The organism is Streptomyces sp. NPDC048644, assembly GCF_043199105.1.
Lineage (GTDB): Bacteria > Actinomycetota > Actinomycetes > Streptomycetales > Streptomycetaceae > Streptomyces.
In genome coordinates this window covers 19,990-33,121 of sequence record NZ_JBICVO010000016.1, presented here as the reverse complement: position 1 = coordinate 33,121, position 13,132 = coordinate 19,990, and the positions used below count along the sequence as shown (strand labels likewise).

Annotated in this window: 9 protein-coding genes and 4 tRNA genes; 6 read left to right on the top strand and 7 right to left on the bottom strand. The window is 69.8% G+C overall.

Features of this window, described 5'->3' with window-relative positions:
- Window positions 1-19: 19 nt before the first annotated feature.
- From ACGFNI_RS28770 to ACGFNI_RS28740, 7 genes are all read right to left on the bottom strand, one after another.
- A tRNA-Gln gene (locus ACGFNI_RS28770) sits at window positions 20-91 on the bottom strand.
- A gap of 16 nt (window positions 92-107) precedes the next feature.
- Window positions 108-180, bottom strand: a tRNA-Glu gene (locus tag ACGFNI_RS28765).
- A 63-nt stretch (window positions 181-243) separates the two neighbouring features.
- A tRNA-Glu gene (locus tag ACGFNI_RS28760) sits at window positions 244-316 on the bottom strand.
- A 55-nt stretch (window positions 317-371) separates the two neighbouring features.
- Window positions 372-443, bottom strand: a tRNA-Gln gene (locus ACGFNI_RS28755).
- Between the two features lie 326 nt (window positions 444-769).
- Window positions 770-2,248 carry a glutamate--tRNA ligase gene (gene gltX / locus ACGFNI_RS28750; protein WP_393687590.1) on the bottom strand — a complete coding sequence of 493 codons (1,479 nt, stop codon included), beginning with the start codon at window positions 2,246-2,248 and terminating at the stop codon, window positions 770-772.
- A complete protein-coding gene (locus ACGFNI_RS28745) occupies window positions 2,241-3,014 on the bottom strand; it encodes a fumarylacetoacetate hydrolase family protein (RefSeq protein WP_393687589.1) in 774 nt (257 codons plus the stop codon). The genes gltX and ACGFNI_RS28745 overlap by 8 nt, the downstream gene beginning before the upstream one ends.
- Window positions 3,015-3,095: 81 nt before the next feature.
- On the bottom strand, window positions 3,096-3,287 hold the full coding sequence (locus tag ACGFNI_RS28740) for a hypothetical protein (RefSeq protein ID WP_227050193.1): 192 nt from the start codon (window positions 3,285-3,287) through the stop codon (window positions 3,096-3,098).
- Between the two features lie 598 nt (window positions 3,288-3,885).
- Here ACGFNI_RS28740 and ACGFNI_RS28735 point away from each other — a divergent pair.
- From ACGFNI_RS28735 to ACGFNI_RS28710, 6 genes are all read left to right on the top strand, one after another.
- The gene (locus tag ACGFNI_RS28735) at window positions 3,886-7,683 is read left to right on the top strand and encodes a nitrate- and nitrite sensing domain-containing protein (protein ID WP_393687588.1); all 3,798 of its coding nucleotides are present in this window, start codon (window positions 3,886-3,888) and stop codon (window positions 7,681-7,683) included.
- A 9-nt stretch (window positions 7,684-7,692) separates the two neighbouring features.
- Window positions 7,693-8,106, top strand: coding sequence for a roadblock/LC7 domain-containing protein (locus tag ACGFNI_RS28730; protein ID WP_227050197.1), 414 nt, complete (start codon window positions 7,693-7,695; stop codon window positions 8,104-8,106).
- 111 nt (window positions 8,107-8,217) lie between these two features.
- Window positions 8,218-8,625, top strand: a complete 408-nt coding sequence (locus ACGFNI_RS28725; RefSeq protein ID WP_393687587.1) for a DUF742 domain-containing protein — start codon at window positions 8,218-8,220, stop codon at window positions 8,623-8,625.
- A complete protein-coding gene (locus tag ACGFNI_RS28720) occupies window positions 8,606-9,199 on the top strand; it encodes an ATP/GTP-binding protein (RefSeq protein WP_393687586.1) in 594 nt (197 codons plus the stop codon). The genes ACGFNI_RS28725 and ACGFNI_RS28720 overlap by 20 nt, the downstream gene beginning before the upstream one ends.
- A gap of 345 nt (window positions 9,200-9,544) precedes the next feature.
- Window positions 9,545-12,649 (top strand): nitrate- and nitrite sensing domain-containing protein, encoded by a 3,105-nt coding sequence (locus ACGFNI_RS28715; RefSeq protein WP_393687585.1) that lies wholly within the window; start codon window positions 9,545-9,547, stop codon window positions 12,647-12,649.
- Window positions 12,650-12,659: 10 nt separating this feature from the next.
- Window positions 12,660-13,073 (top strand): roadblock/LC7 domain-containing protein, encoded by a 414-nt coding sequence (locus ACGFNI_RS28710; protein WP_030257992.1) that lies wholly within the window; start codon window positions 12,660-12,662, stop codon window positions 13,071-13,073.
- Window positions 13,074-13,132: the final 59 nt, after the last annotated feature.

Below are 13,132 nucleotides of genomic sequence, written 5' to 3'. Positions count from 1 at the left end.
CGCAATACAACACTCTGCGCTGGGCTACCAGGACTCGAACCTAGACTAACGGAACCAGAAACCGTCGTGCTGCCAATTACACCATAGCCCATGGTGGTTTAGACCAGTACCCCCGACCGGATTCGAACCGGCGCTACCGCCTTGAGAGGGCGGCGTGCTAGGCCGCTACACAACGGGGGCCCTAGCGATCCTTGCATCGGCACATCCGGGAGCGACCCGAAGATGACGGAAAGAAAGGATCTGTACCCCCGACCGGATTCGAACCGGCGCTACCGCCTTGAGAGGGCGGCGTGCTAGGCCGCTACACAACGGGGGCCTGATGCTGCTATTTCAAGAGACCTACAGATCCTCGAATTGAGGAAGATCTCTTGCTGGGCTACCAGGACTCGAACCTAGACTAACGGAACCAGAAACCGTCGTGCTGCCAATTACACCATAGCCCACCAAAACACAACCCCCCGGGGGGAGTTTGTTCGGCTTGCGCTTTCCTGTTGGGCCTCTCGGCCCTCTCGGGCGGCGCAGGAAGAACATTACCTGAAGGTGGACGGGGCTCCAAAACCGATATGCCCGCCCAGCAGGCGGGACGGCCGGCCGGGCTCGTGAGGCGCTCCGTACCGGCCTGACGTGGCGTGCACCAGCCCAGCGGCCCGCTCGCCCCTCCTCGTGCCCGTGCGCCCCCCAGGGCCCCGCAGAGGGCGTGTGCGGCCGGATACAGCGAGGGCCCGGAAGCCGTGGTGGCTTCCGGGCCCTCGTACACGGGCGGGCAGGCTCAGCCGGCGAGCTTGGCCAGGGCCGCGTCGATGCGCTGGACGGTGCGCTCCTTGCCGAGGATTTCCAGGGACTCGAAGAGCGGCAGACCGACCGTGCGGCCGGTGACGGCCACCCGGACCGGAGCCTGGGCCTTGCCGAGCTTGAGACCGTGCTCCTCGCCCGCGGCGAGCACCGCGTTCTTGAGGGACTCGGGGCTGGTCCAGTCGGCGTCCAGCAGCTTGGCGCGGGCGGTGGTGAGCAGGGCCACCGGGTCGCCCTTCATCGCCTTCGTCCAGGACGCCTCGTCCTCGACCGGCTCCTTGCGGAAGAGGAAGTCGACGTTGGCGGTGATGTCCGAGAGGACCGTCACACGGGTCTGGGCGTGCGGGGCGATGGCCTGCCAGGCGGCCTCGTCGAAGTCCTCGGGGGCCCAGTTGGCGTGCGGGGCGCTCAGCCACGGCTCGCAGGCGGCGATGAAGGACTTGATGTCCAGCTGCCGGATGTGGTCGGCGTTGATCGCCTCGGCCTTCTTGAGGTCGAAGCGGGCGGGGTTGGCGTTGACGTCCGCGATGTCGAACTTCTCGACGAGTTCGGCGACCGAGAAGATGTCCTGGTCGGCGGAGAACGACCAGCCGAGCAGCGCCAGGTAGTTGAGCAGGCCCTCGGGGAGGAAGCCGCGCTCGCGGTAGAGGTTGAGGGACGCCTGCGGGTCGCGCTTGGAGAGCTTCTTGTTGCCCTCGCCCATGACGTACGGGAGGTGCCCGAAGGCGGGGATCTCCTTGGCGAAGCCCAGCTCGATCAGCGCCCTGTAGAGGGCGATCTGGCGGGGGGTGGAGGAGAGCAGGTCCTCGCCGCGCAGGACGTGGGTGATCTCCATCAGGGCGTCGTCGACGGGGTTGACGAGCGTGTAGAGGGGCGCGCCGTTGGCCCGGACGATGCCGTAGTCCGGGACGTTCTCCGGGGTGAAGGTCAGTTCGCCGCGGACGAGGTCGGTGAAGGTGATCGTCTCGTCGGGCATCCGGAAGCGGACGATGGAGCTGCGGCCCTCGGCCTCGTAGGCGGCCTTCTGCTCGTCGGTCAGGGTGCGGCAGGTGCCGTCGTAACCGGAGGGCTTGCCGGCCTTGCGGGCGGCGTCGCGGCGCGCGTCCAGCTCTTCGGTGGTGCAGTAGCAGTGGTACGCGTGGCCGGCGGCGAGCAGCTTCTCGGCGACGTCCTTGTAGAGGTCCATCCGCTGGGACTGGCGGTACGGCGCGTGCGGGCCGCCGACCTCCGGGCCTTCGTCCCAGTCGAAGCCCAGCCAGCGCATGGAGTCCAGCAGCTGGTTGTAGGACTCCTCGGAGTCACGGGCCGCGTCGGTGTCCTCGATGCGGAAGACCAGGGTGCCCTGGTGGTGCCGGGCGAACGCCCAGTTGAACAGGGCGGTGCGGACCAGGCCCACATGGGGATTGCCGGTCGGGGAGGGACAGAAACGGACGCGGACGGGGGTCGCGTTAGCCACGCTTGATCACCTTGTTGGTGAGAGTGCCGATGCCTTCGATGGTGACGGCGACCTCGTCGCCGACGTTGAGCGGGCCGACTCCGGCCGGGGTGCCCGTGAGGATGACGTCGCCGGGGAGCAGAGTCATCGCCTCGGTGATGTGGACGATCAGGTCCTCGATCGGGCGGATCAGGTCGCTGGTGCGGCCGAGCTGACGCTGTTCACCGTTGACCGTGCACTGGACGGTGAGTCCTGCGGCGATGTCGCCGGGGGTCAGGTCGGTCTCGATCCAGGGGCCGAGCGGGCAGGAGCTGTCGAAGCCCTTGGCGCGCGTCCACTGCTTCTCGCGCCGCTGGATGTCCCGTGCGGTGACGTCGTTGGCGCAGGTGTAGCCGAGGATGACGTCCTTGACGCGCTCCCTGGGCACCTCGCGGCACATCCGGCCGATGACGACGGCGAGTTCCGCTTCGTGGTGCACCTCCTGCGAGAAGGAGGGGTACGCGATGGGGTCGCCGGGGCCGGTCACGGAGGTGGACGGCTTGAAGAAGACGACCGGGATGTCGGGGACGTCGTTGCCCAGCTCCGCGGCGTGCTCGGCGTAGTTGCGGCCGACCGCCACGACCTTGTTGGGGAGCACCGGGGGCAGCAGACGGACCTTGTCGAGCGGGACCTTCTGGCCGGAGCGCTCGAATTCCGCGAACGGATGGCCCTTGATGACGTCGAGTTCGTCGCCCTCTAGGACGCCGAAGCCGACGTTGCCGTCGATGGAGAATCTGGCGATGCGCACGGGTGCCGCTGCCCCTCATTGATCACTGGCCGGAGTTGACACTCCAGGCTAACGCGGGGCGGCGGCCGTTCCGCTGCGGATTTACGCCGTGACGTCCTGCTGCGGCGCGTCCATGAGGACGGTGCGGCGGGGGTTGGCGGTCTGCGTCGGCAGTTCGACGGTGTGCTCCGGGGCCTCGGCCGCCGCGGTGTTCAGCTCGTCGGCGTCCTTGAGGTGCGCCAGCGTGGTGCGCCGCGGGTTGGCTATGTTGCGGAACATCATCGTGGTCTTCACTGCTTCACGCCTCGCGTATGTCGGGGATGGGAAAAGGGGAGCTCACGGAGAGTCGCCCTTGTCATTGTGGGCACCTGTGTAAAGCGTCAGGCTAAGCGGGCTATTCCCTGCGATGCCGTGGGAAAGTCGACGATCTTCCTGTGAGTTTCCTCACTGAGGGTGTGACAAAAGCCGCATTTCCCATGATCAACATCCGTGGGTAAATGAGACGTAAGGCGATTAAAGGCGCCATTCCGCCCCTGATCACCGCACCTGGGACAGCTGGGTCGGGCCAACGATTCGAGGGCATAAGTCCGTTATCAGCAGCAGAACCCTCTACGTGTCGTGACACGGTCCGCACATTGCGTCACCCATGTCACAGGGCACGGCTCCGCTCTTGTTGGAGATCCGGCACTGTGCTGGAATTCCACGGACCGCCGCACGTTTCAGCCGGCGCGCAGGGCGCGATGTAGCGCAGCGCGGTGGTGTTGCTCTCTCGGCCAGAGAGGGAAGCCCGCCGGTCACTCACGACCGCCACGGGGGACTTGCGGTCCCCCACGACTCGACACCGTCCCGCCGTTCGCGCGGAGGGACGCCTGGTCCAGAGGTTGCGACGCTAGTGCAGGGACGTTTCAAGAGGGATGGCATGGAGCCTCCCCAGGCCCGCAAGGGGCGCGGGGAAGCTGCTGCGGAGCCGGAGCTGCGCGGCGGGACCGACCGCGCCTCCTCTGCCCAGCGTGCCCAGGGCAACGGTCCGGCGGGCGGCACGACGCCGTCCGACCGGGGCGGCCAGGCTGCCGAATCCGCCGAGCGCAGCACGCCCAAGGAGTCGAAGGGCCCCAGTGGCCCCGGCTCCCGTATGGCGCTGCGCAACTGGCGCATCAGCACCCGCCTGATCTCCCTGCTCGCGCTTCCCGTGGTCGCTGCGACCTCGCTGGGCGCCATCCGTATCCAGGACTCGATGGAGAACATCGACCAGCTGGAAAAGATGGAGATGCTCACCGAGATGACGCGGCAGGCGACCGAACTCGCCGACGCGCTGCAGACGGAGCGGGACAAGTCCGCGGGCCCGCTGGCCGGTTCGGGCAACACCAAGGACGACACGAACGTCGTCGCGCCGCGGGAGGCCACTGACCGCGCCCGCACCTCCTTCGACCAGGCCACCGGCGACATCCAGGGCGAAGACGCCACGATGACCGGTGTCCGGGCCACCATCGTGGAGATCGGGCGCCAGCTCAACACCCTGAACGAGATCCGCGGCAACGCCTACAAGGACGACGACAACACCGCGCGGACGATCACCAGTTACAACCAGCTGATCGACTCGCTGCTCTCGCTCTCCCAGGACATGGCGCAGGCGACCAGCAACCCGGAGATGATCCGCAGCACCCGTGCCCTGGCGGCGTTCTCGTCCGCCAAGGAGTACGCGTCGATGCAGCGTGCCCTGGTCAGCGCCGGTCTCGCGCACAAGGGCGGCCCCGAACTCTCCGCCAACGACCGGCTCGCCGGCCGTACCGCCGAGGACAACGAGAAGGCCGCCAGGGACCGCTTCTCGCAGATCTACGCGAACAACGCCGGTGCGCTGACCCGCGGTCTGGACGGCAACAACGACGAGATCAAGGCCGCGGTCGCCTTCGCGCACCGCGCCTTCGGGACCGGCAGCGGCATCCGCAGCCAGGAGTACAAGTACCTCGACTGGTACGACTCCGACACCGTCAAGATCGACGAGATGTCCCGCATCGAGACCTCGCTGCTCACCGAGATGGAGCAGAACTCCCGCGAGCTGCGCAACGCGGCCACCCGGGAAGCGATCATCAACGGTGCGCTGATCCTGCTGGTGCTCGGCGTCTCGCTGGTCGGCGCTTTCGTCGTGGCCCGGTCCATGGTCCGCTCGCTGCGCCGCCTCCAGGACACCGCGCAGAAGGTCGCCCAGGACCGGCTGCCCGAGCTGGTCAAGCAGCTGTCGGACACCGACCCGCAGGACGTGGACACCTCCGTCGAGTCGGTCGGTGTGCACAGCAAGGACGAGATCGGCCGGGTGGCCGCGGCCTTCGACGACGTGCACCGCGAGGCCGTCCGGCTGGCGTCCGAGCAGGCGCTGCTGCGGGGCAACGTCAACGCGATGTTCACCAACCTCTCGCGCCGCAGCCAGGGCCTCATCCAGCGCCAGCTGTCGCTGATCTCCGAACTGGAGTCCCGCGAGGCCGACCCGGACCAGCTGTCCTCGCTCTTCAAGCTCGACCACCTCGCGACCCGCATGCGCCGTAACGGCGAGAACCTCCTCGTCCTCGCGGGCGAGGAGCCGGGCCGCCGCTGGACCCGTCCGGTGCCGCTGGTCGACGTCCTGCGTGCGGCGGCGTCCGAGGTGGAGCAGTACGAGCGGATCGAGCTGAACGCCGTTCCGCAGACCGAGGTCGCGGGGCGGGTCGTCAACGACCTCGTGCACCTGCTCGCCGAGCTGCTGGAGAACGCCACGTCGTTCTCGTCGCCGCAGACCAAGGTCAAGGTCACCGGTCACGCGCTGCCCGACGGCCGGGTGCTGGTCGAGATCCACGACACCGGTATCGGCCTGTCGCCCGAGGACCTGTCGGCGATCAACGAGCGGCTGGCGAGCCCGCCGACCGTGGACGTCTCGGTCTCCCGCCGGATGGGCCTGTTCGTGGTCGGCCGGCTGTCGCTGCGGCACGGCATCCGCATCCAGCTGCGTCCGTCCGACTCGGGTGGCACCACCGCCCTGGTCATGCTGCCCGTTGACGTCGCGCAGGGCGGCAAGAAGCCGGCGCCGAGCACCGCCAAGAGTGCGGGCGGTTCGGATGTCGGCGGCCCCTCGTCCTCCAGCAGGCTCGCCGGGCTCCAGCCGCGCGGCCAGGTCGGCTCGGGTCCTGGCGCGAACGGGCGGCCCGCGCTGCCCGGCCGCGGCGGACCCGGCGGCGGCCAGAACGCGTTCGGGGCGCCGGCCCCCGCGGGCGGACGTCCGCAGACTCCCGGCGCGCCCGCCGCACCGGCCAGGGGCGAGTCCCGTCCGGCGGCTGCGCCGTCCGGCGGCGGCCGTCCCGCGCTGCCCACCCGTGACGTCGGCGCACGCGGCGAGAACACCCGTGACGCGTCCGGCCGGACGCCGACCGTGGCGCCGCCCACCGGCGCGCCCCAGGGCGAGCGTCCGCAGCTGCCGCCCCGGAACTCCCCGGCGGAACTGCCCGGCTCGGGTGCGCCCGCCGACGGCCGTGGCGGCCAGCCGGCCGGCACCACCAGCTGGGGCGTCCGCCGCGAGCGCGGCGCGTCCGACGACTGGCCGCTCGCACCGCGCGACACCCAGGACGTGCCGCGCGGCCACGACGAGCCGGAGACCACCGGCAGCTTCGAGCGCCCGGCGCCCGGCGGCGGTCCCGGTGACACCACGGCCTTCGCCCGCCCCGACTTCAACGGCCCGCCGCCCGGCTCCCCCGAGGCGAACCGCGGCCCGGCCGCCGCCGACGGGTCCGCCCCGCAGGCCGGCGCCCAGGCGCCCGGCGACACCGGACAGTTCGCGCTGCCGGCGTCGGGACGCGACGGCGGCTCCGCCGAGCCCGGTCTGTTCGCCCGCCCCGCATCCGGGTCCGGGCAGTTCGAGCGGCCCGCGTCGGAGACCGGACAGTTCGAGCAACCCGCTTCCGGTACCGGCGAGTTCGAGCAACCCGCCTCCCGCACCGGCGAGTTCGAGCGGCCGGCGTCCGAGACCGGGCAGTTCGAGCAACCGGCTTCCCGTACCGGCGAGTTCGAGCAACCCGCTTCGCGTACCGGGCAGTTCGCGCGTCCCGAGGGCGAGGCCGACCTGTTCGGCGGGCGTCCCGCGCAGCCGCAGGACACCGGGCAGTTCCCGGTGCGGCAGGCGCAGGACGGCGCGGCCGGCCCGTCGTCGGACTGGCTCGGCGAGACACCTGCCGGTCCCGGCGACGGCCGCACCCCGATCTTCGACACCATCGAGTCGAACTGGTTCCACACGCCGGAGGCCGCCGCAGCGGGTGTCCCGCAGCAGCCGGCCGACGAAGGCGACGTGCCGCTGCCGGGCCGCGTCCCGGCAGCCGACGGCCAGGAGAACGCGCCGGTCAACGGCGCCTCCGTCGAGAACCCTGGCGGCTCGCAGTGGCGCAGCTCGCCCAATGACGAGCGCTGGCGGCAGGCGGAGCAGATCCGTCAGCCCGCCGCCGGCGGCATCACGACCTCAGGACTGCCCCGCCGTGTCCCGCGCGCGAATCTCGTCGCGGGTACCGCACAGCAGCAGTCCGCCCAGAGCGGTCCGCAGGTCTCGCGTGCGCCCAGTGACGTACGCGGCCGGCTGACCAATCTCCGTCGGGGTATCCAGCAGGGCCGCCAGGCCGGTGGCACGGACACCGGCAACCACGGCATTGTTGACCCCACTCACCAGCAGGAGCGTTAGTTGAGTCCGATGAGCCAGGCGGCGCAGAACCTGAACTGGTTGATCACCAACTTCGTGGACAACACCCCGGGGGTGTCCCACACAGTGGTGGTCTCCGCGGACGGGCTGCTCCTCGCGATGTCCGAAGGTTTTCCGCGTGACCGCGCGGATCAGTTGGCGGCGGTGGCCTCCGGCCTGACCTCGCTGACCTCCGGCGCCTCCCGCATCTTCGAAGGCGGGAGCGTCAACCAGACCGTGGTGGAGATGGAGCGCGGCTTCCTCTTCATCATGTCCGTCTCCGACGGATCGTCGCTGGCCGTACTGGCGCACCCCGAGTGCGACATCGGCCTCGTCGGTTACGAGATGGCCCTGCTCGTCGACCGCGCAGGCAGCGTCCTCACGCCGGACCTGCGCGCCGAACTCCAGGGCAGCCTGTTGCACTGAGATACGCCGCAGCACTTCCCCCGTACACCGAACGAGCTGCCCACCGTCCATCGTGCCGCACCCCCCACCGGCCCAACCCGACGACTGTCAGTTGTCCCGCCCGGAGGACTCATGACCCCGCCACCCACGTCAGGACCGTACGACTCCTATAGCCAGGCGTCGTACGGCGGCGAAGGCGACCAGCCGCTGGTCCGCCCGTACGCCATGACGGGCGGCCGTACCAGGCCGCGTTACCAGCTCGCCATCGAGGCGCTGGTCAGCACCACGGCCGACCCCTCCCAGCTGCCAGGACTGCTGCCGGAGCACCAGCGGATCTGCCACCTGTGCCGGGAGGTCAAGTCGGTCGCCGAGGTCTCCGCACTGCTGCACATACCACTGGGCGTGGCACGGATTCTGGTCGCCGACCTGGCCGAGGCCGGCATGGTGGCGATCCATCAGCCCGGTGGCAGCGGCGAGGCCGGCGGCACGCCCGACGTGACGCTGCTGGAGAGGGTGCTCAGTGGACTTCGCAAGCTCTGACGGCGGCTCGGGCGAGGGCGCGGCCCGCTCGACCACGTCCGCCAAGATCGTGGTGGCGGGCGGGTTCGGCGTGGGCAAGACCACGTTCGTGGGCGCCGTTTCGGAGATCAACCCGCTGCGCACGGAGGCCGTGATGACCTCCGCTTCGGCCGGTATCGACGACCTGAGCCACGTCCAGGACAAGACGACCACGACCGTGGCGATGGACTTCGGCCGGATCACCCTGGACCAGGACCTGATCCTGTACCTGTTCGGTACGCCGGGGCAGGACCGTTTCTGGTTCATGTGGGACGACCTCGTACGCGGCGCGATCGGTGCCGTCGTGCTGGTCGACACCCGGCGGCTGGCGGACTGCTTCCCGGCCGTCGACTACTTCGAGAACAGCGGGCTGCCGTTCGTCATCGCCCTCAACGGTTTCGAGGGCCATCAGCCCTACACGCCGGACGAGGTGCGCGAGGCGCTGCAGATCGGGCCCGGTACGCCGATCATCACCACCGACGCCCGGCACCGCAGCGAGGCCAAGAGCGCGCTCATCACGCTCGTCGAGCACGCCCTGATGGCACGGCTGCGGTAGCCGTCCGCGCCGCGTGCTCAACGGGCGGGCCGGTTCACGGTTCCCCAGTGGATCTGTGTCCTTGGACACGCTGTCGATGGCGTTCATAACGTTTCGACAGTGAATCGGCCCGCCGTCAACACCCCTTGCGCACGCCCGGTTTCGCTGCGCTCACCTTCACCCCGCCTTTTGCCGCGGCTCGCCCTTAACGCCCCTTTTATGTGACGCCTCTCAGGTCTTGCTCAGGTTTTGCTCAGTGTTTGGAACGCACCACCCTGACGTGCTGAAATTCGCTGAACTCCGGAGTAGTGACGCCAAGAAGAAACGGCACAGCAGACCGTGCCGCGCCGAGAGGTTGTTGGTCGAGTGAGGCGAAGCACGTCGAGCCCCGAGCCGCAGGAACCGCGGCGGGGCAACTTCACCCCGCCGTCGCGAAGTACGGCGCCGGCTTCCGGCGCGCCCGCACACCCGGTCGTCACTCCGGACGCCGGCGGCGGACGGTTCACGCCGCGCAACTGGCGGGTGGCCACCCGCCTCAACGCCATCCTGCTGATCCCCGTGCTGGCCGCCCTGGTCTTCGGCGGGCTGCGGGTCAACAGCTCGTTCGCGACCTGGCAGGACGCCCAGGACGCCGAGAAGACCGCGAAGCTCGTGCGCGCGGCCCTTTCCTACAGCAACGCCCTGATCGACGAACGCGACCGCACCGCGGAACTGCTCCTGAACGGCAAGAAGGACGACCCGGTCGTCGAGGAGGCGCGCTCGGCGACCGACTCCGCTGCGGACGCCTTCCACGACGCCGTGAAGTCCATGCCTGCCAAGGAGGGCCTGCAGCGCCGCCTCGCCGCCTTCCGGAAGGCGGAGCCCGGCCTCGGCGAGCTGCGGGAGGCCGCCTACACCCCGAAGCTGCACGGCGTGCGGACCGAAGAGGGCTACGTCGAGATCCAGCACGCGCTGATGGAGTTCGCCAACGAACTCGGCCTGGGCACCGGCAACATCACCTCCTACGGACGTACCGTCTACGCCGTTTCGCTGGCCAAGGCCGCCGAGTCGCTGGAGCGCTCGATCGGCACCCACCTGCTGGTCGACCCGGCGTCCCCGCAGGGCGGCAAGGAGCACAAGCTCCAGCTGACCGCGTTCGCCTCGTACAAGTACCTCGAAGGCATCGCCATCGGTGAGTACACGTCCGGCGGCACCCCCGAGGACGTGCAGCGGCTGAAGCAGGACGCCGCGAAGCTGGAGAAGACCGCGAAGGCGAAGTCCGAGCGGGCCGGGCAGGAAGCGGCAGCGGCGGGACGGGAGTTCCGTGCCCCGCCCTCCATGGACGCCATGGCCACCGAGATCGGTTCCGGCGCCACACCGGCGCAGCTGGCCGCCAAGGGCATCACACCCGATGCCTGGTTCGCCGCCGCTACCGGCAAATTCGACATGTACCGGTCCATCGAGAAGGACCTGGCCGACAAGGCCGTGAACGAAGCGGCGCAGATCTCCGCCGACGCCAAGCGGTCCACCTTCGCCGACTCGGCGATCGTGCTCGCCGCCCTGATCGTCGCCTTCCTCGTCGCCGGTCTGATGGCCCGCCGGATGAGCCGCAACATGCGCACGCTGCGCACCGCGGCCTTCGGCATCGCCGAGCAGCGGCTGCCGATGCTGGTCGACCAGCTCTCGCGCGCCGAGCCCGGCCGGGTCGACACCCGGGTGCAGCCGATCCCGATCGCCACCACGGACGAGATCGGCGAGGTCGCCCGCGCCTTCGACCAGGTGCACCGCGAGGCCGTCCGGCTCGCCGCCGAGCAGGCCCTGCTACGGGGCAACGTCAACGCGATCTTCACCAACCTCTCGCGCCGCAACCAGGGCCTGATCGAGCGGCAGTTGACGCTCATCACCGACCTGGAGAACAACGAGGCGGACCCGGACCAGCTGGAGAACCTCTTCCGGATGGACCACCTCGCCACGCGCATGCGGCGCAACGGCGAGAACCTCCTCATCCTCGCGGGCGAGGAGCCCGGCCGCCGCTGGACCCAGCCGGTGCCGCTGATCGACGTGCTGCGCGCGGCCACGTCCGAGGTGGAGTCCTACGAGCGCATCGAGCTGACCGGCGTCCCCGAGAGCGAGATCCACGGCACCGCCGTGACCGACCTCGTGCACCTGCTCTCCGAACTGCTGGAGAACGCCACGACGTTCTCCTCGCCGCAGACCAAGGTGCGGGTGTCCGCGACCCGGCTGCCCGACGGCCGCGTCATGGTCGAGATCCACGACAAGGGCATCGGGCTCACCCCCGAGGACTTCGCGGACATCAACCACAAGCTGGCGAACCCGCCGAGCGTGGATGTCACGGTCTCCCAGCGCATGGGCCTGTTCGTGGTCGGCCGCCTCTCCGACCGGCACGGCATCCGCGTCCAGCTGCGCCCGTCGGGCGAGCAGGCGGGCACCACGTCGCTGGTCATGCTGCCCGAGGCGCTCACCCACGGCGGTGGCGGCGAGGAGCAGTTCCAGGACGCTTTCACGGTGTCGCGGATCGTTCCCGAGCACGAGCAGGCGGCGTACGAGGCCGGCCACCGCACCGCTGCCGAGCTGGGCTTCGACGAGTTCCGGCACGGCCAGGCCGCCGATTCCGCCGGCGGCGGCCCGCTGCCGCGCGGCGAGCACCGTGCGGCGCCCGACGACAGGTCGGGCGGCGGGCAGCCGGACGAGCGCCCCTTGTTCCGCGACGAGTTGACGCCCGGTGACGGATTTGCCGGCAGCTCCGCGCCGACGGCATATGCGGAAGCCGATCAACCGCTGTACGACGACCGCTCGTTCGGTACCGATGCTTTCCAGCCGCCGACCGGTCCGGAGGCCACCGGCCAGCAGCCGTACGCCGCCTTCGATCCGGCTGCGCACGGCGACGGGTACGAACCCACCGCGTACGATGGGCACTTCGGCACCGAAGCGGAATCTGACCGGAATACACCTGCCGCTCCCGCCGATGCGTCCGAGCGCGTAACATTCGACCATCCGGGCCCCTCCCCGAGCGACATCCACTCGCTGACCGACGCCGGCCTTCCGCGCCGCGGAGGCCGCACCGAGCAGGCACAGCAGGCTCATCAGCAGTGGGCGCAGCCCGAGGAGCCGGTGGCGCCTCCGCAGCAGCGGAGCACATCGGAATCGGGCCAGGACGGCTCCGAATGGCGCAGCTCCAACGACGAGCGCTGGGAGCGGGCGGAAGCACTGCGCGAGCCGAAGGCTGGCGGGGTCACCCCGTCCGGCCTCCCGCGACGGGTGCCCAAGGCCAATTTGGTCGAGGGCACGGCGGAGCAGACCTCGCAGGGCGGCCCCCAGGTCTCCCGGGCTCCGGAGGACGTCCGCGGCAGGTTGAGCAATCTGCGCCGTGGTGTCCAGCAGGGCCGCAACGCGGGGACGGACCGCTCGGAGGTCCCCCACAATGACCAACAGGGCTTCGGCCCCGGCAGCACCTACGATCAGGAGCGTTAGTGTGAGCCCGATGAGCCAGGCGGCGCAGAACCTGAACTGGTTGATCACCAACTTCGTGGACAACACCCCCGGTGTCTCCCACACGGTCGTGGTCTCCGCGGACGGTCTTCTCCTCGCCATGTCCGAGGGCTTCCCTCGGGACAGAGCCGATCAGTTGGCGGCGGTGGCCTCCGGCCTGACCTCGCTGACCTCCGGCGCCTCCCGCATCTTCGAAGGCGGGAGCGTCAACCAGACCGTGGTGGAGATGGAGCGCGGCTTCCTCTTCATCATGTCCGTCTCCGACGGATCGTCGCTGGCCGTTCTCGCGCACCCCGAGTGCGACATCGGCCTCGTCGGTTACGAGATGGCCCTGCTCGTCGACCGCGCAGGCAGCGTCCTCACGCCGGACCTGCGCGCCGAACTCCAGGGCAGCCTTCTCAACTAGCAGACAAGCAGTGCGTTTCCCGCCGCCCGCCCATTAGGGTTCGGTGGCGCGACCGGCGT